Source organism: Paenibacillus sp. 1-18, assembly GCF_000520755.1.
Classification (GTDB): domain Bacteria; phylum Bacillota; class Bacilli; order Paenibacillales; family Paenibacillaceae; genus Paenibacillus; species Paenibacillus brasilensis.
In genome coordinates, this window is the sequence record NZ_ASSB01000137.1 from 1 (window position 1) to 22,413 (window position 22,413).

Here is a 22,413-nt window from a genome sequence, read left to right on the forward strand (position 1 = left end):
AGGCGGCCCGCGTGGTGGTCAAGGACAGGGAGGCCGTCGTGGACGGTCCAGATAGATAAAACTGGAGCATTCTCATAGAATGCTCAGCTATGGTTATCATAATAGCCCCGGAGAGGCTTATCTTCCGGGGCTATTATAATCTTCATTTTTGCCGCCTGAAGGGGCCGTATCATAAGATGAGGTAAGCAGCGGAGTTGCAGTTGCTTTGAAGATAACAGATTAGCTTGTAGAGTACTGTTAAAGAAAATAATGGAGGGGATTATACATTATGCAGGAACAGGATATGGGCAAGCGCGCCATGGTCTCGGCATGGATCAGCCTGATTAGCAACATCCTATTAACCGGCATTAAAATCATTGCAGGACTCATGTTCAACAGTAAGGTGCTGGTGGCTGATGGTGTGCATAACGCCGGGGATGTGATTGCCTCTGCAACGGCGTTGGGAGCGATGCGCATATCCAGTCAGCCACCAGATGAGGATCATCCTTATGGTCACGGCAAGGCAGAAGTGATTGGTGCGAGTGTGGTAGCAGTCATTTTGTTCGGGGCCGGGATATTCATTGGCTATCATTCCATTGCGGCCCTGTTCGAGCCGATGCCGCAGGAGCATGTACTGGCATTGGTGGCAGCGGTCATCTCCCTGCTCTGGAAGCAGTGGTTGTATATGTACACGATTCGCATCGGGAGAGCGGCTAATAGTCAGGGTCTCATTGCAACGGCAAAGGATCATTTGGCTGATGTGTACGCCTCCGGAGCTGCTGTACTGGGGATCGGCCTCGGATTGATTGGTGAGCACTGGAATATCCCGATTTTATCCTACGGTGATCCGATTGCGGGGTTTGTCGTGGCGTTGCTGGTTCTGAAATTGGCGTGGGAAATGGGCCGTGAGTCCATAGACATACTTATGGAGAAGGCTATTGCACCCGAGGAAATCGAAAGCTACGCCGCAGCCGCACTCCGTGTGGACGAGGTTCAGCGTATTGACCGTATCCGTGCCCGTGAGCACGGCCATTATATTATTGTGGATATCCGTGCTTCAGTGGATGCGACTTTGACGATACAGCAGGGACACGATATTATCCGGCTGATCAAGGGGGCTGTCATGAAGCAGGAACCGAGAGTGTATGAGGTGCTTGTTCATTTGAATCCATGGTACCCGGACGACCTTAAAGCTGAGAACTTGACGCAGAAGGACTCTGGAAATAAGTCTTAACAGACATGGGCAACAACCATTAGACCTTACGCTATGCTTGGCGCAGATGGCCTCAATTGACAGCTAACTTGCAGGAAGGGTATGCTTTTAAAAGTCGAACGATGATGAATAAAAGCGAGGTTACCTGATCAGATGCGAAAATTTTTAAAATGGCTGGGCATTTCTGTGGCTGCGGTAGTTCTTATAGTGGGTGGTTATTATGCTTACTCTATATATCATTTTACGAATCAGATTTCGGTCGCTTCCGGACAGGATTCAAAATTCAAACCGCAGACGGAAAGCCAAGCCAATGTACAACCTGTAGATGTGTCACTCCCACCGGAGTGGGATGGAACAGAGAGAGTAAATATATTGCTGCTGGGTGGGGATTCACGTGGGGAGGATTCAGGGCGCTCTGATTCCGTGATGGTCGCGTCTGTTGATCCGGTTACGAAGAAGGCCACGCTGATGTCGATTTTGCGTGATACGTACGTCGATATCCCGGGCCATGGAAAAAGTCGGTTGAATGCTGCCTTTTCTTACGGTGGTCCGGATTTGACCAGACAGACCGTAAGCAACCTGCTGGGCATACCGATTCAATACTATGTATACACTGATTTTAATGGCTTTATTGCACTGGTCGATTCTGTGGGTGGTATTGATCTGGAGGTTGAAAAGGACATGCATTATACGTCCAAAGCAGACAAACACCAGTTTGATATTGATCTGAAAAAGAGAATGCAGCACATGGACGGCAAAACAGCCCTGCAATATGTTCGCTTCCGTCATGATGCAACCTCGGACTTTACGCGGACCGAACGGCAGCGTAAATTCATAACCGAGCTGGGTGGCAAAATCCAGTCAACCTCGTCCCTGATTAAGCTGCCGAGCATTTTAAATAGCATTTCTCCTTATATTGAAACGAATCTGAGTACTACGGAAATGCTGCAACTGGCCTCATTGGGCTTTAATATTGATGCAAAAACGATATCCAAACAGCAAATCCCACCCAATGAGCTGGTGCGTGGGGAAACAATCAAGGGGGCACAGGTGCTTGGAGTGGACGAAAGGAAGCTCAAGCGATTCATACAAAATCTTTTTGAGCAGGAAAACAAGTCTGCGACCACGACGACAGCAGATTCTGCTACCACAAGAAATGATACTCCATAACCATCCAAAGCAAGCAAGGTTCGTACGCTGTCGTACAACTTTGTTTGCTTTTGTGTTTATCCAGGTATAAACTTGTGTATTTTGTTGCAAAGATATATCTTAACTATTAAGAATAGAACACTTATTTGCTTAAGAGAAGGGGGATGTCATATGGAAACGACTCCGGCATGGAAAGACCGATTCAAAAAGTTTTTTTTGAACAACAAGTTTGTGTTATTCCTGCTGGTATTGCTGCTCATCGGCTTGAATATCTTGGTGCTTACCAAAATTTCTTACATTTTTACCCCCGTCATCGTACTGCTGAAAACGATCATTCTCCCTGTCATTTTGTCCGGCGTGCTGTACTATCTGTTCAATCCACTGATTGATGTACTGGAGCGCAATAAGGTCAAGCGAATCTACTCCATTATTGTGCTGTATTTGCTCATCATAGGGATTATTGCTGTTGTGATTACATCGGTAGTACCTGTGATCCGCGATCAGATACAGGGACTTGTCCAAAATGTGCCCGCATATAGCGAGCAAGTACAACAACAGTTTGAGAAATTAATTGGCAGTGACTTTGTAAACCAGTTCCAGAATACCATTCAAATCAATCCGTCAGAGCTGGCCTCCAAGGCTTCTGAAAAATTATCCGCCTTCATTAATAATGCGTGGGCAGGTGTGGGAAGCTTTTTGGGTGTAATCACAGAAACAGTGCTTGCGATCGCTACGGTTCCCTTTATTCTGTTCTACCTGCTGAAGGATGGACACAAGCTGCCACACTCGGTCCTGAAGATGTTCCCGCCTATGTTTCGCAAAGAGACGGATCGCATTATGACCGAAATGAACCATCAGGTCAGCTCGTATATTCGTGGGCAGATTATTGTCAGCTTCTGTATTGGGTTCCTGCTGTATATTGGTTATCTGATCATTGGGCTGGACTACTCTTTGACGCTTGCAGTCATTGCATCCTTTACGAGCGTTGTCCCCTACTTAGGGCCTGTAATTGCCATTACGCCTGCATTAATTGTAGCTTTGGTGACCTCTCCGGTTATGCTGCTCAAGATGGTTATCGTATGGACGATTGTTCAGCTTATTGAAGGCAAATTCATTTCTCCACAAATTATGGGTAAATCCCTACGAGTACATCCGATCACAATTATCTTTGTTATTTTGACAGCAGGCAATTTGTTTGGCGTAGTAGGAATTATTCTGGCGGTTCCAGGCTATGCGGTCTTGAAAGTCATCGTTACACATCTGTTTAGTTTCTTTAAAAAGCGCTCACATCTTTATGAAGCGGATCAAGCGAAGGCGAGTCTCAACGAAAAATAAACATTTCTACTTTAAAGTGATAAAATCAATTTTCCAATAAAAAATCAGATTTGTCCCCTTTTGGGTAACTGTGGCTTCACGTGCTATAATTAATGCCTAACCTTATTCCAAAACAGAAAGGTCAGACTTTTATGATAAAACTCAGCATTCTTGACCAATCTCCGGTATCGGAAGGCATGACGCATGCGCAAGCATTGCAAAAGACCGCTGAGCTTGCTATAGAGGCGGAACGCTTGGGTTATCATCGCTTTTGGGTATCAGAGCATCATTCTGCTTCTAATCTTGCAGGCTCTAGCCCGGAGGTATTGATTTCGCATCTGGCCGCTCGAACCCGGACGATTCGAGTGGGCTCGGGCGGTGTGATGCTGCCGCATTACAGCGCTTATAAAGTAGCGGAGAACTTCCGTGTACTGGAGGGCTTGTATCCGGGGCGAATTGATTTGGGTCTGGGACGAGCGCCGGGAGGCATGCCGACTGCTACGAGAGCCTTGCAGGAAGGTAAAATGCGGGGCGGTATTGATTTGTATCCTGAGCAGCTGGATGATCTGCTAGCCTATTTACATGACAGCACAGGCAACCAGCATCGCTTCGGTTCACTACAGGCGATGCCGCTCGTAGAGACAGTGCCGGAAATGTGGCTGCTTGGCTCCAGCGGTGATAGTGCAGGTTTGGCCGCCGAGCGTGGCGTGGGCTTTGCGTTTGCCCAGTTCATTAACGGGGAAGGCGGCACTGGAGCCATGAAAGGCTATCAAAAAAGCTTCCAGCCTTCCCAGCATAGTGACCAGCCGCGTTCACTTGTGGCCATATTTGCGATTTGTGCGGATACCGAAGAAGAGGCGAACCGCTTGGCTTCCAGCATGGACTTGTCCCTGGTGCTGCTGGAGCAGGGAATGCGCTCCGCTGGAACACTTTCCGTAGAAAAGGCTTTGGCGTATCCGTACACGCCATATGACCGGATGCGTATTCGTGAAAATCGCAAGCGTATGGTGGTTGGTTCACCCGAACAGGTAAAGCGCCAGATTGAGCAATTGTGCAAGGACTATAATGCACAAGAGATCATGGTTGCGAGTATCATTCACGACTTTGACGCCAAAATGAAATCAATACGTCTTATGGCTGAAGCATTTGGGCTGTCTTCTGTACAGTCTTGATGCGATTGGCTGGATTTTAGAGATCACAGCTTTGTGGAGCTGTGATCTTTTTGCATGAACTTTTGAGGACATTTTTGACGATATGAATCGTATATTCAGGGAAATATACCAGTTAACACTTGATAATGATTATCAATATCTTTATTATATAAAGATAGAATGAAGTTTTGATGAATATCGTGCGTTAAGCCCGTGACTATATAAGGATAAGGGAAAGGGATGATTCCAAATGTTTCGTCTGAAAACGGCAAATCTGGATATTGCTTATGAAGATCGGTTGATTGTAGAAGATCTGAACGTTGAAATACCGCAAGGGAAAATCACCGCATTGGTGGGCGCGAATGGCTCCGGCAAGTCCACCATTCTGAAAACGATGGCCCGCATCATGAATCCTAAAGGCGGTAGTGTTTTGCTTGACGGTAAATCCATTCATAAGCAATCGACCCGGGAGGTAGCCAAGCAGTTGGCTATTTTGCCGCAAAATCCGACTGCACCGGAAGGCTTGACCGTGACGGAACTGGTATCATACGGACGTTTTCCCTATCAAAAAGGTTTTGGCTCCATGAAAGCAGATGACCGTAAAATGGTAGAGTGGGCGATCCAGGTAACGGGAATGAGCGAGTTCCACGATCGCCCGATTGATCAGCTTTCTGGCGGTCAGCGCCAGCGTGCATGGATTGCTATGGCGCTCGCGCAGGATACGGATATTTTGTTTCTCGATGAGCCGACTACATTTTTAGATATGGCGCATCAACTGGAAGTATTGCATTTGCTCGAATATTTGAATACTTCAGCAGAACGCACCATTGTTATGGTCGTTCATGATTTAAACCATGCAGCCCGGTATGCCCAGCATATGATTGCGATCAAAAAGGGGAAGGCTGAGGCGGTAGGAGCTCCAACCGAGGTTATGACCCCGGATGTACTGCGTGAGGTATTTGGTATTGAAGCGGATATCGTAACGGACCCTCGTACGGGCGTGCCGCTCTGTCTTCCGTATGCTCTGGCCGGACAGCCCGCGGTAAGTCAAGCTGTGAAGGAAATGAATTTGGAAGAAAAGCAGTCGGTGGGTTCTATAGGAGAGCGACGTGAAGCTAGACCACAAGTTGCAGCAAGAGGCTAAAGGGGACACAAGATGAGACCACTGGATTACGATCAGCTGGAGCAATTGGCGAAAATAGTAACAGACACGCCGGAGGATGCAGTGTATTTAGTGAACCAGTTGCGTGGTCTTGTGTTTGCCCATGTCCCATCTCAGATTCCATATTTGTTATAAAGGAAAATCCCCTTCTATTAGCCTGCTGGTCATCGACCCAACAGAGCTGGATAATATGCGACAGGACGAAGAGGAACATTCAGCCGAACAAGCGCAAGAAGCGGCTCGTGACTTTGGCTTCGGAGCGTGAAGAGCGCAGACGCGCAGTGCTGGCATCACGGAGCCCTATGCAATGTTGGCATGTCCGGTTCGTTTTGGTTAAAATAGGTTACGAAACCTAAACCACACAATACGAAGGAGGATGCTGTATGTCTGTCTATTCACATCATGCCGTAACACCTGCGAATCAGGAGATTCCTCTGAACACCTATACCGGCAAGGTGTTGGTTATTGCGAATACCGCCAGCAAATGTGGACTTACTCCGCAATATGGGGAGTTGCAAAAGCTTTATGACGAATATAAAGATCGGGGCTTGGTTGTATTAGGCTTCCCTTGTAACCAATTTGGCGGTCAGGAGCCGGGCAGCAGCGAGGAAGCGGCTGAATTTTGCCAATTGAATTACGGAGTTTCATTCCCAGTATTCGCCAAAGTGGATGTCAACGGTCCAGATACAGCGCCTCTATTTGATTATTTGAAGCAGCAGCAGCCTGGAGAGCAGGAAAAGGGTACGATTCAATGGAATTTCACGAAGTTCATTGTGAACCGTGATGGCGTGCCTGTGGCCCGTTTTGAGCCTAAGGAATCACCGGAGGCCATGAAAACGGTCATTGAGCAATTGCTATAATAGCCTTGCTGTAGCTTCAAAGTATATGTTTAAAAGGGTTCGTTTTCCGGTACTTCTTCGGGAAAACGGCCCTTTTTTGCTGTCTATATATCACATTTACTGGATGGTCGCTGCTTCTTTTGAAAGTTGATTTAAAGGCATAATCAGGGTCATACAGGGAAAACTATATAAAGCATTAAGTTGCCTCATCAAATGACAGGCTATGTGCATCCTTGATTTTTTTAATTGTGGACAAATTGTGAATATCATAAAAAGCTATTGTAATGTGAAAAATATCACACTATAATGAGTGCATGAAGTGAAAAAAATCACAAGAAACAATTTGGTTACGTGAAACAATTCACAATTATTATATAATGTTGCCCACACACCAAGGAGGAATTTAACATGAAAGTAGCAGTTATCGGATGTACACACGCAGGCACGGCAGCTATCGTCAACACAGCTAAATGTTATCCAGAAGCTGAAATTACCGTTTACGAGCGTAATGATAATATTTCATTTTTATCTTGTGGTATTGCACTGTACGTAGGTGGTGTCGTCAAGGACCCGCACGGATTGTTTTATTCATCCCCGGATCAGCTGGCTGACATGGGTGTAGTGACCAAGATGCTTCATGAGGTAACGAATGTAGATACAGCAGGCAAAACGCTGCGTGCACGTAATCTCCAAACAGGTGAAGAATTTACGGACACATTTGATAAATTGATTGTAACGACAGGCTCTTGGCCTATTATTCCGAAGCTGGAAGGCATTGAGCTTGATCATATTTTGCTCTGTAAAAACTATAATCATTCGAATGAAATTATTGAGAAAGCCAAGCATGTACAGAACATCACAGTTGTCGGAGCCGGCTACATCGGTGTTGAGCTGGTGGAAGCTTTCCAAATGAACGGTAAAAACGTAACGCTGATCGACAGCGCTGATCGTATATTGAATAAATATTTGGACCACGAGTATACAGACCGGATTGAAAATTCTCTGAAAGAACACGGCATCAAGCTGGTACTGGGCGAAACCGTGAGTCGGTTTGAGGGGACGAATGGCAAGGTGAGTAAAGTCGTGACCTCTCAAGGAGAATATGAAACAGAGCTTGTTATTCTTTGCATCGGATTCCGTCCTCAAACAGATTTGCTCAAAGGTCAGGTAGATATGATGCCTAACGGTGCGATCATTGTAGACAATTATATGCAAAGTAGCTGCCCGGACGTGTTTGCAGCAGGTGATAGCTGTGCAATTCGCTACAACCCCACAGGCAAAACGGCTTATATCCCACTGGCAACGAACGCGGTTCGTATGGGTACGCTGGTGGCACGCAATCTGGTACAACCGACCATTGCCTACATGGGAACACAAGGAACTTCGGGTATCAAAATTTATGAAGACAATATTGCAGGAACAGGTCTGACGGAAGCGGCGGCAGCAGACGAAGGAATGAATATTGAGGCCGTAACCATTGAGGACAGCTATCGGCCTGAATTTATGCCAACCTCTGAAAAGGTGCTGCTGAAAGTGGTATATGAGCAGGAGACACGGAGAATTGTTGGCGCTCAAATTATGTCGAAGGTGGATTTGACTCAATCTATTAATACGCTATCTGTGGCCATTCAAAATCATATGACCATTGACCAGCTGGCCTTTGTCGATTTCTTCTTCCAGCCGCATTATAACAAGCCTTGGAATTTCTTGAATGCAGCAGGGCTGCAAGCATTGCCTTCGTTGGCTGAACGAAAACCAGTTACCGTATAATTTGATTTGTCTGTGACATTGTTCATAAGTTTGTCAACAATCTAAGACGTATGAACGAATCCTTATAGTACAATATAGAGAGCATAAGGATTAGGGGGTAAGTAGATAATGGGTTTGTTTTATATCCTTTTTCTTGTAGCTGTGGCGGTAATCGGCCTCGGCGGAGTTATTTGGTTCTTGAGAGCAGTTGAAAAGGAAGAATACAATTAAATGTAAAGCGCGTAGTAGCGCAGTAGATGCAATAATACAGAAAGACAGTCCTTTTTCCAAGGGCTGTTTTTTTATAACTAAGAAAGTGATTTTTTTCACAAACAAAATCACTGATTTTAAATAAAATATGAGAGAAGAATATTTGAATAAAAAGATGTTAAAGGAGCGGGGACATATGGCAAGCTATAAACCGGGGCAAATCGCCGAAAAGACGGTGGAAACAGGAGTGGCCAAAGCGAACAACCCGTGGACTGTGTCGGTGGTATTGGGATTTTTGGCAGGTGCATTTATTGCACTCGGGTTCTTGCTGGATATACGGGTTATTGCAAGCGCGCCTAAGGAATGGGGGAGTATTGCTACCTTTATAGGGGCTTCCGTGTTCCCTGTAGGGCTGATATTAGTATTGATCGCTGGCGGAGAATTGCTGACTGGTAATATGATGGCTGTCCCTTTGGCGAGATGGGCAGGACGGATTAAGACTGGGGCCATGCTTCGTAATCTGGTGATTATTACGCTCAGTAATTTTGCAGGTGCGTTATTTGTTGCATTTTTTTTCGGTCATGTGCTGGGTCTGACAGAGGCAGGTCCTTATTTGGAGAAAGTGGTGGATATGGCAGGTCATAAACTGCATGAAAGCTTTTTGCAATCGTTTATATCTGGTATTGGATGTAACTGGCTAGTAGCACTGGCTGTATGGCTGGCATATAGCACGGATTCAACAGGTGGAAAAATTATGGGGATTTGGTTCCCTACAATGTCCTTTGTTGCTATTGGCTTCCAGCACGTTGTGGCCAATATGTTCCTCATTCCGGCAGCTATCTTTGCAGGCCATTTTTCATGGGCAGATTATATCATGAACTTTATTCCGGTTTGGTTGGGAAATTTGGTTGGAGGAAGTCTGTTTGTGGCTGGGGCTTATTGGTTAGCCTATTTGAAAAAGCCGCATGCCGATGCACATCCAATAAGCGGAACTCAAGCTGCTGCTCCGATTGCTCCAAATCAGCTGAGTGATCGCATTTGATTCGTTACTCTTAACAGAATCGAACCAAGTAAATCCGCCATGACAGGTCCGGGGGAACGAAACCTATCATGGCGGATTTTTTTGGGAGTGGTCCATGATTTGGCATGGAGGATGAGTGTGCTCTCGTCCCTAATGCCTTGATCTTTTTTACCCCTGCCAAGTAAAGATGAAACAGGGCTCTAAAAAAATAATTGTGATTTTGCAAAAATCCGTTTTGCTCTATGCAGCAGGCGGATTTTTTGGCTTTTTGATCAGAAGCTGCATGACAAAACCTTCTCTTGCCATAGGTCATAGCTGTAGATATGATAAGAGCAGTGTGATTTTTGGAAACAGTAATGGAAAGGAGCATCAACACATGGATCATCGCAACAGCGCGCCTCCTGAGGCTACGCTTCAACCAGACTTGCAAAGGGGGCAGCAGATGACGGAGCGTGCCAATGGTATTTTTCCGGCTGTGTGCCCGCTAGATTGCCCAGATACGTGTGGGCTCCTGCTTCACAAGGAAAATGGAAAAATTGTCAAGGTGACTGGCAACCCGGATCATCCCATTACAAAAGGGGCCATTTGTAATAAAGTTCGTAATATGACGGAGCGGGTATATGACCCTGATCGGGTGCTCTATCCGCTGAAGCGTGTAGGCCCCAAGGGAGAAGGAAAGTTTGAACGAATTAGCTGGGAGGAGGCAGTCGATACCATTACAGGCCGGTTCAAGGAGTTGATTCGTACGGACGGCCCGGAATCAATTCTCCCCTACAGCTTTTATGGCAATATGGGCGTATTGAGTGTGGATGGGATGGATCGCCGTTTTTTTAATGCGCTGGGCTCTAGCCAGCTAGACCAGACGATTTGCAGCGTAGCTGGGAATGAAGGCTGGGCATCTGTCATGGGTTTTAAAGGGGGAACCAGCCCGGAGGACACAGAGGATGCAGACCTCATTATTGTATGGGGTGGAAATGTCATCAGCACGAACATGCATCAGGTCGTATTGGCCGAGAAGGCACGTAAAAAAGGTGCCAAGGTGGTTGTTATTGATGTTCATCGTAACCGGACGGCGCAATGGGCGGATTGGTTCATTCCTTTATATCCAGGGACGGATACGGCGCTCGCGCTGGGAATGATGAACGTGCTGTTCGAGCAAGGGCTAACGGACGACGAATTTTTGCACCGCTACACGGTAGGTCATGAGGAGCTGCGCGAGCATGTTAAGGCGTACACCCCAGAGCGGGTAGCGCGTATCACGGGTGTACCCGCAGCGGATATTATCCGCCTAGCGGAGATGTACGGACAGGCGCGAGCGGCGTATATCAATATCGGCAACGGCGTACAGCATCATGATAATGGCGGCATGAATGTACGTGCGGTAACATGCTTGCCCGCGCTCACTGGACAATGGCTCAAGCATGGAGGGGGCGCTTCACGCTCCAATGGCGCTTATGCCAAATTGAACGGCACCAATCTTGCGCGTCCTGATCTGCGCCGGAACCCGGATGCCCGGGTGATCAACATGAACCGGATCGGAGAAGCATTGCTGCAAAAGGATGAGCCCATCAAGGCGCTGTTCGTATATTGCAGCAATCCGGTGGTCGTAGCACCGGATGCGAAACGGGTGACGCAGGGGTTTGAACGGGAGGATCTATTCACGGTCGTGCATGACCTGTTTCTGACCGATACGGCCCGCTATGCCGATATCGTGCTGCCTGCATCGTCTTCTTTTGAAGGTACAGACCTGTACAAATCCTACTGGCATCACTATATCCAGATGCAGAAGCCAGTCATTGCTCCGCTCGGAGAAAGCAAAAGCAACTATGAGCTGTTTAGCCTGCTCGGACGAGCCATGGGCTTTGATGAAGCTGCATTTACGGAAAGTGAAGAGGACATGATCGCGAGCGCGCTGGATAACCCAACGAATCCTTATCTTAAGGGTGTAACTTTAGAAGCCTTGCAAGCATCACCCTTTGTAAAGCTGGACATGACGCCCAAAGCTACCTATTTGGATCAGCTAACCACGCCTTCGGGCAAAATTGAGCTGTATTCGGAACGGATGAAGCAAATGGGTCTGCCTGCGATGCCTACGTATGTGCCGCTGATCGAAGGGTATGATGGAGAGCAGCGACCACAAGCGGGCGAGCGGTTTCCACTGATGTTTATTTCGCCGCCAAACCATAATTTTCTGAATTCCACCTTCGCCAACTTGCCCAAGCATCAGCGATTGGAGCGGGAGCCTTTGCTACAAATTCACCCGGAGGATGCTCAGACAAGAGACATCGTGGATGGGGATCTGGTTACCGTATGGAATGATCGGGGAACGTATGAGCTGAAAGCCAAAGTTACGGACCTGATGCTGCCCGGTACCGTGATTAGCCAAGGGCTATGGTGGGAAGACAAGGGGCGCAGACAGCGTGCCAATGCGTTAACCTCTGATCGGCTGTCGGATATGGGGCAGGGGGCCACTTTCTTTTCAACGGTGGTGAATGTGAAGCGCCAATGAGCTTATGCCTTTTATGGCGTCGCATACTAAAGGAGAAACAAAAAATATAAAATGGTTGGAGTCTTATCCAAAAGAAGTTAAAGTGTTTCTCTTCGCCAGCCTGATTAATTCCGCCGGAAGCTCCCTGATGTGGCCGCTGGTCAGTATGTATGTGTTTGACGAGCTGAACCGCAGTATGGGAGATGCGGGGATTGCAATTTTAGTGCAATCTCTGGGCGGGATTTTTGGTCAGGTACTAGGAGGAGCCCTTTATCATCGTATTGGAGCCAAAAAGCTGATTGTCGGTTCACTGGCTATGAACGCGCTGGGACTTCTCGCGCTCCCTTTTACCAGCGGCCATTGGATTGCGTTTGTCATCATGATGGGCTTTATCGGCTTTTTTAATGTGGTATCTGTGCCTGCGATTCAAGCCTTTGTAGGCTTTCGCTTTGCTGACCGCCGTGGCGAGCTGTTTAATATTATTTATGTCGCCAATAATATCGGGGTGGCACTGGGAACGGGCTTGAGCGGCGTTCTGGCGGATCTTTCCTATCAGCTCAGCTTTGTGATGAACGGGGTAGCCTCTGCAATATTTGCCGGATTTTTCTGGTCCTATCTTAGCAGGGTGGATCGGGAAGAAGGGGAAGTGCATCTCAGCAAGTCTGTGAAGAAAAAAGAAGATATACCAGCGCGGTTGCTGTTTCGTGATACCAGACTGTATCTTTTTGTAGGCTTGGGGTCGCTTTTTTTATGGTTTGGCAATTCGATCTGGAATACGGGAGTATCTCCATTTATTATCGAGCAGGGCTTGCCTAAAACGATGTACGGGCTCCTGTGGACGTTGAATGGTATTCTTATTTTTGCTGCACAGCCGATAATTTTCTGGATCAAACGTCTCTACGCCCGGCATGCTTCAGCCCAAATGACGTGGGCCGGAGGATTACCTGGCAGCTTATATCGTTATACTGGGTACACAGAACTATACGGGGATGGTATTCGCTATGGTTTTGGCTACGCTGGGAGAAATGCTGATTGCACCAGCGGTTCCGGCATTTCTGTCTGATCACGGGGGGCGAGGAGCGCCCTTTTACATTGGACTTGTGGGGGGCATTGGCGCAGCCGGACGGGTGATGGGGCCTTATATTATGGGGAAGTTGTACGATGGTGGCGGTTTACCGCCCGCGGTTTGGCTGGCATTGGGGGTAGCGGTGCTGTCGATTCTATTTTTTGTTCTGCATAGCTGGTTAAACCGTTTTTGGCATGATCTAGATACTTTCGAAGCTACTAGCAAGGCAGATGCTACCAGTTCTTAAGTCCCAATAAAAGTTCAGTAATGAGCCGTGATTATGGTACAATAAGTGCGGATGGCTACAGTTATTGCTTCAGGAAAGCCTTCACAGGAAGGATTGAAAGGAATTGTTTACAAGTCAAACCCTGACGATACGTCATTCGAAGATGAAGGATGCTCCTGATCTGATTGCGCTGGATGAATTGGTATGGAATGAACGAACGGCCCCTGCTTCGCTGTCATGGAAGTCGCGCGGGGAGTTTCTACGCAATTCGCCTCCAGGCTCCCAACTGGTTGCCATCGAGGAGGAAGTGCTCTGCGGGTATATCGGATTTCGTCCTCCAACGCTGTTGGCCAGTAATTGTCACGTGTTGGAAATCAATATAGCCGTACATCCCTATTATCATCGCAAAGGTATCGGGACGGCTCTTATGAACTCCATGAAGGACATTGCAGCCGCTGAGGGCATACGCAAATTAAGCTTGCGGGTACTGTCCTGTAACACGGAAGCCCTTATGTTTTATGAAAAATGCGGATTTACGATCGAAGGACGTTTGCATGAGGAATTTTACATCGCAGGCCAATTTGTGGATGATGTGCTAATGGCCTATTTCTTAAAATAGGCCGGAGGCCGCAGACAGCAGCATTCTTATTAATGTCCGGCTCATAATAAACAGCGCCGCAGACCCTATGGACTGCGGCGTTGTTTGATGTTGCATGGTTACCGAAGCTGCTTCCATTCCTTTTGGAGCATACCGTACACTGCGTGGTTCATATAGCCATCGGGCAGCAGCTCTGCTTCGCGTATAATGCCTTCGAGCACAAAGCCCAGACGCTCCGGGATACCGCGACTGCGGCGGTTCGTAGTTGCGCAACGGATTTCGACCCGATGCAAATCCAGCTCCATTAACGCATATTCGACGAATACGCGGCAGGCGCTGGTCATGAGGCCTTGTCCTTCGTAACCGTGTCCAAGCCAGTATCCAATACTGACTGAACGGTGAGTCCAATTAATCTCGTGGTAGCTGATAATGCCAGCAAGCTCGTTATCCATCCAGATTCCGGCGGTCAGGCTGCCATTCTCTGCGGCTTGTTTCAGGGCGCTCTGTACGAACTGCTCTGTATGGCTGATTTCCGTGGTAGAGTCTACCCATGGAAGCCATTGACGCAAGCGGTCACGGGACATTTCGATCAGCTCAAACAGAGGCTGCACATGCTCCTTGGTGAGCGGCCGAAGGACTGTGCGTTCGTCCAATGCGTATGTAAACATGATTGATCCCCTCTTTCACTCGGAAAATCGCTAAACAGCCAGTCTAGCATTTAATCCCATGCTACCTTATTCTGCGAGAGTCGTCAAAACGGAGAGGAAGCTTCAAATTCTATAGGTCCTACCTGGAACCGCCCATGCTCGTATACATACTTTAGCTTCAAATCTCCTACAAATTCGCTTGGCGATACACTGCCTGATACGGTGGCTCTTACAGAGGTCTGTTCGGCATCGTACATCACGACAGAGCTGAAATCGAGCTGCTTTGTAAACTGGGACGGATCATCGTAAAAAGCTGATGCTTTTGCATTCATCGTGTGTGTAGTGGCGCCGTCAATCGTGACTGCGATATGCACCTGCTGGCTGCGGTCACGCAGCTCTACAAGACTCTGTACACGCCGGGAAACGGCGTCTGCCGCTGATTCGACAGCGTACTCTTCCATCGTCTGTGCGTCAACGATGTGCAGTTCCTGCAATTCGACACCCGTTCCCGAGGCACGTGTAATGATTATGACGGCTTCACGGACACCATCCCCGTTTACATCTTTGTAATATAACTCTGGCGGGGTGGAGATATCTGCCGAGCCTGACCATCCAAATGTGCGGTGCTGCTGACCGATTTCCAGCACGGCTGAACGGAACAGTCCCTGTGATGGATTCACAGCGTATAAATTGACGGATGGGTCCTCTGGGGCGACGGCCAGCGGACGAGATTGTACAGGCCGGGTCATCGGACTTGATGAAGGATGGACGGGTGTCATCACGGAAGAGGACAACAGCATAGACAGCAGGATTACGATGAGCAGCTTGAGCACAGGTGGATCTCCTTTTCCGGGCAAAATAAAAGATATATACACTATAACGAATTTAGTTACCGAAAATGTTAACTCTTTTTCATAACTTGCACCTTTTTTTGCTGTAGAGAGCTTATGGATTTTCATTTTATTGAGTTATGTGTTGTGAAAGGGTATATTTAAGGGAACAGGTTTTGCACAGATTATACGGAAGAAAGGTTGATTAGCGTGGAGAAGCCGATCACTCCCCCCAATTTTATTAAAAGTGTCATTGAGGAAGACCTACGAACGGGTAAGGTAAAGGAGGTTGTTACACGCTTTCCGCCTGAGCCAAACGGATATTTGCACATTGGACATGCCAAAGCCATCTGGATCAATTTCTCACTGGGAGATGAATTCGGAGGACGCACGAACCTGCGTTTTGACGATACCAACCCGGCGAAGGAAGATACGGAATACGTGAACTCCATTCAAGAGGACGTGAAGTGGCTCGGCTATGAATGGGAAGAAAAACATTTTGCCTCCAATTATTTTGATGAAATGTACAAACGTGCCATTTTGTTGATCCAAAAAGGGAAGGCCTATGTGGATGACCAAAGCGCGGACCAAATCCGCGAAACTCGTGGCACGCTGACTGAGCCTGGACAAAATAGCCCTTATCGTGATCGCAGCATCGAAGAGAATCTCAAGCTGTTTGAAGAGATGCGTGCGGGTAAATATCAGAACGGTGAAAAAGTGCTGCGCGCCAAGATTGATATGGCTTCGCCGAACATCAATTTGCGTGATCCGGTTATTTACCGCATTTCGCACACACCACACCACAATACAGGTGACACATGGTGCATCTACCCGATGTATTCCTATGCACATCCGCTGGAGGATGCTATTGAGGGCGTGACCCACTCGCTCTGTTCGCTGGAATTTGAGGATCAACGTCCACTGTATGACTGGGTTGTAGCTGAATGTGAAATGGAAAAGGTACCTCATCAATATGAATTCGGACGGCTGAATCTGGCTCAAACGGTAACCAGCAAACGCAAGCTGAAGCTTCTGGTAGATGAGAAGCATGTAGATGGCTGGGATGATCCACGTATGCCGACGATTTCCGGCTTGCGTCGTCGTGGCTATACGCCGGAGGCCATCCGCAATTTCGTTTACGAGACAGGTATCTCCAAAGCCTATGGAGTCATCGATTTGCAGGTGCTGGAGCATTTTGCACGTGAGGACTTGAAGCTCAAGGCACCTCGTACCATGGCAGTCATTGATCCGTTAAAGGTGGTTATCACCAACTATCCTGAGGGACAGGTTGAAATGCTGGAGGCGGAAAACAACACAGAAAATCCGGAGCTTGGTACACGCCAAATTCCGTTCTCTCGTGAAATTTTCATTGAGCGTGAGGATTTTATGGAAAATCCACCAAGCAAATACTTCCGTTTGTTCCCTGGTAATGAAGTACGTCTCAAACATGCCTACTTCATTAAATGCAACGATGTGATTAAGGATGCGGACGGAAATGTAACGGAAATTCACTGTACTTATGATGTAGAAACGAAGAGTGGATCAGGCTTTACCGGACGTAAAGTGAAGGGTACGATCCACTGGGTAGAGGCTACTCAGGCAGTTCCGGCCGAATTCCGTTTGTATGAGCCTTTGATTAATGCAGAGGAACCTGAAGTGGTTGAAGAGGACGGATCGGAAAAAACATTCCTTGATCAATTGAATCCGAACTCTTTGGAAATTGCTCATGGCTATGTGGAGCCGAACATGAAAGAGGCTCAAGCACAGGACAAGTTCCAATTTTTCCGTCATGGTTATTTCAGTGTCGATCCGAAGCTGTCCAAGCCGGGCGAGCCTGTATTTAACCGTGTTGTATCGCTGAAAAGCTCTTTCCAATTGCCTAAGCAATAGGTGCTTGGAAAAAGTGGATCAAAGGCAGCTTCGTGCTACCAAGTAAATAAAGGAGTCTGCCCGCGGGCAGACTCCTTTATTTTACGTTTACTTGCTCTTTTTTGATAAGTGCTTCCTTGACGATAGGATGCCGCATTTTTATGGTGTTATGGGGCCTCTTTTATTCGTTTATGTTCGCCTGCATGGCAAGGCTGGTAGCCGTTCTTGTACAGCATATACCACATGATGGCGAATCCCACAGAGCCAAGCAGGGCAAAGAAGACCCCTACGTTGTACATCATCTCGCCACCGAAGTTCTGGAACAGCCAGCCCCCCGCGAAACCTGCAACGATGCCGGAAATGCCACTCCAGGTCAAAGTATATACAGCCTGCCCGGAGGAACGGTAAGCAGTAGGAGTGAACAGGACGGTTAATTGAGTACCTACATAAAAATAGCCACCAAAGGTAATGCAATGAAGTGCCTGAATGAATACGATCTGAATCGGGTCTGTGGCCAGGGCCATCAGTTCCCAACGTAGGGCAAATAGCAAGCTGACGAGAGTCAGACAGCCGATCATCACGGTCATTTTTTTCTTCAAAAAGCGATCAAACAGCAAAAAGACAATAATTTCGAATACCGATGACATAAAGACGGCAAAGCCAAGCATCAGCTTGGAACCGCCCAGCTCGGTGATGTACAGGGACATAAAGGCGCTGTTGATTGAATTCGGGATGGATACAAGGATACCCAATAAAATAAAGGATATAAAGTAACCGTTCATTAAAATGCTGCCAAAGCCACGCAAATGAATGGCTGCCGTCTCCACCGTGCTTTTCAGTGGTGGGATCGTTAAGGTGCAGATCAGTGCAGCCAGAAGCAGTACCGTGAAGATGGTGGATATGCTGGATATTCCCGTTTGGTCAATGAGTATGCCAGCAACTGCCGCAGTTACTGCCCAGCCGAAGGAACCCCATATGCGAAACGAACCGAATTTCCGATCCGTGCCCTCAATGTAGCTGAGAATAAGACTGTTGCTCTGGGCGAATAGAGGGCTTTGGAAAAAATAAAAGCCAATCATCGACACATAAATCATGACATACGTATGGACATGAAATAAAGCTTGCAGCAATAACAATGTACCTATAATCATAAATAGCAGAATACGACGGAGATTGCGGCTCCGGTCGCTTGTATATCCCCAGAAAGGGTTCGCGAATACGGATACAAAAGGTCCGATGGCCATCAGGCTCCCGATCTCAAGCTTGTCCATGCCGATATCTTGCAAATACAATGGGAAGAAGCTGGAGAAAATGACCATGGCTCCATATAGAAAAAAATTATATAGCTTTAGGGAATATAGAGAACTCTCTTGAATTTCTCTCTTTTGCAAGACAAGCCATTCCTTTCTTAGCCCGATAGAGAACTGCGCATCGATGTCGATCTGTGGGGAGGTTCTTTATTCCAATGTATCATGTGTTGAAAGGGTTAACAAACCAATAAATTAACAATTATGTAATATTTATTTGAGGATACTTATTTGGTAATGGCTTAAGCAAACTTTATAAATATTGCTTATTTTGCTGGTTTTTATTTTTACTACTCCTAGGGGCGACATGTAGACGAACTACAGCATTTGAGTCTATATATGGTTGATTTAAGCAGATGCCTTGGTGGTTACAAAATCTTTATTTATTAATAGGTTCTTAAGACCTAAAGTTTATACATAGAATAGCCGATACATAATCCATAATCAGGGGAATTTAGGGTTATTTTTTTCTGAATAAAGACGAATAGGTACTCTTTTTTGGCGGTCCGTGTGGATCGCCTTTTTTATGCTTTATAATAGATGCTATTATTAGAGCTATCGCTGTTTAATGATAGATTTTTTCTAGGAAAAAGGAGGTGCGATGGTGATGCTTGAGGTGACTGGAATTATCGTGGCAGGTGGACGATCCAGCAGAATGGAGCAGGACAAAGCGCTGCTCCAGCTTGGAGGAGTTACGGTACTGGAGAGAATAGCTGCTGTGCTAGGGAAAGTTGCGGGACGGGTTATTGTAGTGACTCGGGATATACAACAGTATAGTGGACTTGGGCTGGAAACGATGGCAGATTTATACCCCGGCTTGGGTCCTTTGAGCGGCATTCATGCAGGGCTTTCTGCTTCCACAACGGAATGGGGAATCGTAGTAGCTTGTGATATGCCCTTTGTGCAGCCAGAAATATTGCGTGCTTTACTGGCTCACACTACGAACGGGGCAGCGGCGAAGGAGACAACCAATGAACAAAGGAAGCAACAAGTGCAAGGAGAGCAAGGATCTTTGGCCGGAGATTGCTTGTTGCCCCAGCCAACAGAACCAGCATTACAGGCGGTGATCCCTACTGTGGAGGGACGTATACATCCGTTGCTAGGCTTATATCATCGAAGTGTGCTGCCGTCTGCTGAGCAATGTCTGCGTAGTGGTCGTCTACGTCTGATCGACTGGCTGAATTCCCTGAACGTCCGTTATGAGTCAGCTGGCGAATGGCCGGGTGCGAGCTTGGACATGTGGAAGCAAGCTGTGTTCAACATGAACTATCCACAGGATTATCAGCTTATCGTGAAGCAATTGGAGCATATGCAAAACGTACCGGGCACGCAGGAACACACAGAACACACAGAACACTAATGACATCAAGTACAGGAATAAAAGATCAGAAGATAAGAGAAAAATATACAATCATTTTTGGGGGAGTACATAACATGCTGGGAGCTATTATCCATGCCGTTTTATTGGCGCTGGGATTGATTTTGCCTTTGGGAGTGCAAAATGTATTTGTGTTTAATCAGGGGGCGTCACAGTCGAGGTTTCGCAATGCACTGCCTGCCGTCATTACAGCGGGTGTCTGTGACACCATCCTGATCACGCTTGCAGTTGGCGGCGTATCCCTTGTTTTGCAGCGGTTTCTATGGCTCACGAATGTGCTCTATGCCGCAGGCTGTTTGTTTTTGTTATATATGGCCTGGACCCTTTGGAGATCACAGGCAGCTTCCTCGGGAGAAAGTCAGCCGATGCTGCCGAAACGCCAGATGATTTTTGCCGCTTCGGTCTCACTGCTGAACCCACATGCCATACTTGACACGGTTGGTGTAATTGGAACCAGCTCCCTCCAATATGACGGCGGGGAACACTGGGCCTTCGGCCTGGCCGCCGTGTCAGTATCGTGGATATGGTTTATCGGTTTGGCAATGGCTGGGCGTCTCGTAGGACGTATGGGTTCAGGAGCAAGGTTCGGCACAATGCTCAATAAAATATCGGCACTGATTATTTTAGGTCTGGCTATTTATATGGCTATCAATTTTATCACCAGTCTGTGATCCAAACCTTGTTAGAAGAACAACTTTAATAAAGCGAATATCCCGCTCAAAACAAAGGGGACACCGATCAAAAACAACATAAAGGCCAGACAGCCTGCACCATTTACACCGCCAGCAATTCGTGCGTCCCGTGGGTTGGCCGGATTGTATAGTACATTGATCTTACTGCCAACCCGGTTGAAGCTTAGATTGGTGCTAAAAGGATTCCAGAATTCTATGGCTTCACCTGAAGCTGTATAGAAGCGTACCCTTAATCGACGGGTGTAGCTGGTATCTACCGGGTCATCACGGTCAAAGGGAACGACATCAATGTCTACTTCGATATGCGCATCAACGATTTGCCCTTTAGTACGGACCCAGTGGCGTTTACGATAACGATGGCGACGGATCGTTCTGAATCCCAAATAGATGAGCAGCAGTCCGATCAGGCTGAACAACGGCATCAGGAGCTCGGAGCTAAAATGAAACCAATACACATTAAAATCAACTGAGATGATAATCTACTCCTTTAAATAAGCGATAATCAATATATCGGACTTATTTAGGAGTAGTTTAACTCCATAAGAATTGAGGTGGAAGATAATGGGGTATAAAAAGATTCGCTTCCCCGGGAAGTGGATCTTTTGAATAGCTGCGTGGACTAATGCATTTGTTACAACTAGAGGAGGTTCGCCAAGTGTAAGCTGATTGGGTTCGACAAAGGTTCTTGCTCCGTGGGCAAGGGCTTTTTGATATATTTCATCCACAGGGCTCGGATGGCCACATGAGCTAATCCCTTTACACTCATTTCAGATCCTCCTTATATTAAGTAAACCTTATTATATGAATAATTATTAGATGCATATATACTTAAAATAAGATCTTTTTACTATATTAGTTATTAAATAAAAGATAATTGGGATGAAAAATATTAATTTTCTAAAATCAAATCAGGAGGTGCTTGATATGCAGCATCATATAGATGATATAGACCACAAAATAATGCAGTTACTTCAGCATGATGCCCGGATTTCTATTTCCCAGATCAGTAAGGAAATTTCCATGTCTCAACCGTCCGTTAAAGAAAGAATGGTCAAGCTTGAAGAGAAAGAGGTCATCTCGGGGTATAGTGCTGTATTTAATTTACGGGAACTGACTCGAGGGACAACCACTTTATTTTATTAAAGACAGAACATTGCCAGGAGTTGGTCGATTTTTGTGAAGAGGCGAAGGAGGTTACCGATTTATTTCGGATCAGTGGGGAGTTTAATTATCTCATCAAGATACAAACCGCGACGATAGAGGAAATTGCAGCGTTTCAAGATTCACTGGTCAAATTGGGTCCTTCGAAGTCACACATATGTATGAAAAATATACTCGAAAACAGGGTTTTGTTGTAAAATAAGTTAGAAAATGGCGTCTTTAGAGGCAAAGTATATTCGTTGCATTAAACAAGTTAAATGGAATAAAAAAAGTGACGCTGATTACAATAGCGTCACCGTAATGCCCTGCTCCAGATGCTTTACATCCTGGAGCTCAATCTTGCCGGCCATGGCGTGCAAGGCTG

General features: G+C 46.8%; 19 protein-coding genes and 3 pseudogenes. 16 read left to right on the forward strand and 6 right to left on the reverse strand.

The features are described from left to right. Positions 1-268: 268 nt before the first annotated feature. The 9 genes from L693_RS0109115 (at position 269) to L693_RS0109160 (ending at position 9,808) form a co-directional block, all read left to right on the forward strand. Positions 269-1,213, forward strand: coding sequence for a cation diffusion facilitator family transporter (locus L693_RS0109115; RefSeq protein ID WP_025716999.1), 945 nt, complete (start codon positions 269-271; stop codon positions 1,211-1,213). Positions 1,214-1,345: 132 nt separating this feature from the next. Then, positions 1,346-2,362: an LCP family protein gene (locus L693_RS0109120; protein ID WP_025717000.1), complete on the forward strand. Its 1,017-nt coding sequence runs from the start codon at positions 1,346-1,348 to the stop codon at positions 2,360-2,362. A gap of 150 nt (positions 2,363-2,512) precedes the next feature. Continuing rightward, complete coding sequence (locus L693_RS0109125) at positions 2,513-3,676, forward strand: AI-2E family transporter (RefSeq protein ID WP_025717001.1); 1,164 nt, start codon at positions 2,513-2,515, stop codon at positions 3,674-3,676. Positions 3,677-3,807: 131 nt separating this feature from the next. Next, positions 3,808-4,827, forward strand: a complete 1,020-nt coding sequence (locus tag L693_RS0109130; RefSeq protein ID WP_025717002.1) for an LLM class flavin-dependent oxidoreductase — start codon at positions 3,808-3,810, stop codon at positions 4,825-4,827. Between the two features lie 229 nt (positions 4,828-5,056). After that, on the forward strand, positions 5,057-5,950 hold the full coding sequence (locus tag L693_RS0109135) for an ABC transporter ATP-binding protein (protein WP_025717003.1): 894 nt from the start codon (positions 5,057-5,059) through the stop codon (positions 5,948-5,950). 12 nt (positions 5,951-5,962) lie between these two features. Next, positions 5,963-6,103, forward strand: a complete 141-nt coding sequence (locus tag L693_RS31230; RefSeq protein ID WP_231503578.1) for a hypothetical protein — start codon at positions 5,963-5,965, stop codon at positions 6,101-6,103. 248 nt (positions 6,104-6,351) lie between these two features. Next, positions 6,352-6,828: a glutathione peroxidase gene (locus L693_RS0109145; protein ID WP_025717004.1), complete on the forward strand. Its 477-nt coding sequence runs from the start codon at positions 6,352-6,354 to the stop codon at positions 6,826-6,828. 387 nt (positions 6,829-7,215) lie between these two features. Further along, a complete protein-coding gene (locus L693_RS0109150) occupies positions 7,216-8,577 on the forward strand; it encodes an FAD-dependent oxidoreductase (RefSeq protein ID WP_025717005.1) in 1,362 nt (453 codons plus the stop codon). A gap of 385 nt (positions 8,578-8,962) precedes the next feature. Continuing rightward, positions 8,963-9,808: a formate/nitrite transporter family protein gene (locus L693_RS0109160; RefSeq protein WP_025717006.1), complete on the forward strand. Its 846-nt coding sequence runs from the start codon at positions 8,963-8,965 to the stop codon at positions 9,806-9,808. 10 nt (positions 9,809-9,818) lie between these two features. Here L693_RS0109160 and L693_RS0109165 read toward each other — a convergent pair whose 3' ends face one another. Then, positions 9,819-10,172, reverse strand: coding sequence for a hypothetical protein (locus L693_RS0109165; RefSeq protein WP_155983792.1), 354 nt, complete (start codon positions 10,170-10,172; stop codon positions 9,819-9,821). Here L693_RS0109165 and L693_RS0109170 point away from each other — a divergent pair. From L693_RS0109170 to L693_RS0109180, 3 genes and pseudogenes are all read left to right on the forward strand, one after another. Next, the gene (locus L693_RS0109170) at positions 10,164-12,296 is read left to right on the forward strand and encodes a molybdopterin-containing oxidoreductase family protein (protein WP_025717008.1); all 2,133 of its coding nucleotides are present in this window, start codon (positions 10,164-10,166) and stop codon (positions 12,294-12,296) included. The two genes, L693_RS0109165 and L693_RS0109170, sit on opposite strands and share 9 nt — an antisense overlap. Before the next feature lie 46 nt (positions 12,297-12,342). Further along, positions 12,343-13,588, forward strand: a pseudogene (locus tag L693_RS0109175) (MFS transporter). Between the two features lie 103 nt (positions 13,589-13,691). Next, positions 13,692-14,186, forward strand: a complete 495-nt coding sequence (locus L693_RS0109180) for a GNAT family N-acetyltransferase (RefSeq protein ID WP_025717009.1) — start codon at positions 13,692-13,694, stop codon at positions 14,184-14,186. A 98-nt stretch (positions 14,187-14,284) separates the two neighbouring features. Here L693_RS0109180 and L693_RS0109185 read toward each other — a convergent pair whose 3' ends face one another. Then, positions 14,285-14,833: a GNAT family N-acetyltransferase gene (locus L693_RS0109185; protein ID WP_025717010.1), complete on the reverse strand. Its 549-nt coding sequence runs from the start codon at positions 14,831-14,833 to the stop codon at positions 14,285-14,287. 83 nt (positions 14,834-14,916) lie between these two features. Beyond that, positions 14,917-15,645, reverse strand: coding sequence for a hypothetical protein (locus L693_RS0109190; RefSeq protein WP_025717011.1), 729 nt, complete (start codon positions 15,643-15,645; stop codon positions 14,917-14,919). A 207-nt stretch (positions 15,646-15,852) separates the two neighbouring features. Between L693_RS0109190 and L693_RS0109195 the strand changes: the two genes are divergently transcribed. After that, complete coding sequence (locus L693_RS0109195) at positions 15,853-17,532, forward strand: glutamine--tRNA ligase/YqeY domain fusion protein (protein WP_025717012.1); 1,680 nt, start codon at positions 15,853-15,855, stop codon at positions 17,530-17,532. Between the two features lie 146 nt (positions 17,533-17,678). On the opposite strand, the gene L693_RS0109200 is transcribed toward L693_RS0109195, so the two are convergent. Beyond that, positions 17,679-18,902: an MFS transporter gene (locus L693_RS0109200; RefSeq protein ID WP_025717013.1), complete on the reverse strand. Its 1,224-nt coding sequence runs from the start codon at positions 18,900-18,902 to the stop codon at positions 17,679-17,681. 523 nt (positions 18,903-19,425) lie between these two features. Between L693_RS0109200 and mobA the strand changes: the two genes are divergently transcribed. Both mobA and L693_RS0109210 read left to right on the forward strand, forming a co-directional pair. Continuing rightward, positions 19,426-20,178: a molybdenum cofactor guanylyltransferase gene (mobA, locus tag L693_RS0109205; RefSeq protein WP_025717014.1), complete on the forward strand. Its 753-nt coding sequence runs from the start codon at positions 19,426-19,428 to the stop codon at positions 20,176-20,178. Between the two features lie 74 nt (positions 20,179-20,252). After that, positions 20,253-20,867 (forward strand): LysE/ArgO family amino acid transporter, encoded by a 615-nt coding sequence (locus L693_RS0109210; RefSeq protein ID WP_025717015.1) that lies wholly within the window; start codon positions 20,253-20,255, stop codon positions 20,865-20,867. A gap of 11 nt (positions 20,868-20,878) precedes the next feature. On the opposite strand, the gene L693_RS0109215 is transcribed toward L693_RS0109210, so the two are convergent. After that, positions 20,879-21,343, reverse strand: coding sequence for a DUF3592 domain-containing protein (locus L693_RS0109215; protein WP_025717016.1), 465 nt, complete (start codon positions 21,341-21,343; stop codon positions 20,879-20,881). A gap of 156 nt (positions 21,344-21,499) precedes the next feature. Beyond that, positions 21,500-21,613: pseudogene (locus L693_RS31235) on the reverse strand (VOC family protein); the annotation flags it as partial. Between the two features lie 199 nt (positions 21,614-21,812). On the opposite strand from L693_RS31235, the pseudogene L693_RS32090 reads away from it, so the two are divergent. Next, a pseudogene (locus tag L693_RS32090) lies at positions 21,813-22,246 on the forward strand (Lrp/AsnC family transcriptional regulator). Positions 22,247-22,413 lie beyond the last annotated feature (167 nt).

Coding starts and splice junctions, on each gene's coding strand:
- L693_RS0109185 (WP_025717010.1), bottom strand. CDS start 14,833: ATGTTTACATACGCATTGGACGAACGCACAGTCCTTCGGCCGCTCACC.
- L693_RS0109160 (WP_025717006.1), top strand. CDS start 8,963: ATGGCAAGCTATAAACCGGGGCAAATCGCCGAAAAGACGGTGGAAACA.
- L693_RS0109165 (WP_155983792.1), bottom strand. CDS start 10,172: ATGATCCATGTGTTGATGCTCCTTTCCATTACTGTTTCCAAAAATCAC.
- L693_RS31230 (WP_231503578.1), top strand. CDS start 5,963: ATGAGACCACTGGATTACGATCAGCTGGAGCAATTGGCGAAAATAGTA.
- mobA (WP_025717014.1), top strand. CDS start 19,426: ATGCTTGAGGTGACTGGAATTATCGTGGCAGGTGGACGATCCAGCAGA.
- L693_RS0109135 (WP_025717003.1), top strand. CDS start 5,057: ATGTTTCGTCTGAAAACGGCAAATCTGGATATTGCTTATGAAGATCGG.
- L693_RS0109150 (WP_025717005.1), top strand. CDS start 7,216: ATGAAAGTAGCAGTTATCGGATGTACACACGCAGGCACGGCAGCTATC.
- L693_RS0109130 (WP_025717002.1), top strand. CDS start 3,808: ATGATAAAACTCAGCATTCTTGACCAATCTCCGGTATCGGAAGGCATG.
- L693_RS0109145 (WP_025717004.1), top strand. CDS start 6,352: ATGTCTGTCTATTCACATCATGCCGTAACACCTGCGAATCAGGAGATT.
- L693_RS0109125 (WP_025717001.1), top strand. CDS start 2,513: ATGGAAACGACTCCGGCATGGAAAGACCGATTCAAAAAGTTTTTTTTG.
- L693_RS0109115 (WP_025716999.1), top strand. CDS start 269: ATGCAGGAACAGGATATGGGCAAGCGCGCCATGGTCTCGGCATGGATC.
- L693_RS0109120 (WP_025717000.1), top strand. CDS start 1,346: ATGCGAAAATTTTTAAAATGGCTGGGCATTTCTGTGGCTGCGGTAGTT.
- L693_RS0109170 (WP_025717008.1), top strand. CDS start 10,164: ATGGATCATCGCAACAGCGCGCCTCCTGAGGCTACGCTTCAACCAGAC.
- L693_RS0109210 (WP_025717015.1), top strand. CDS start 20,253: ATGCTGGGAGCTATTATCCATGCCGTTTTATTGGCGCTGGGATTGATT.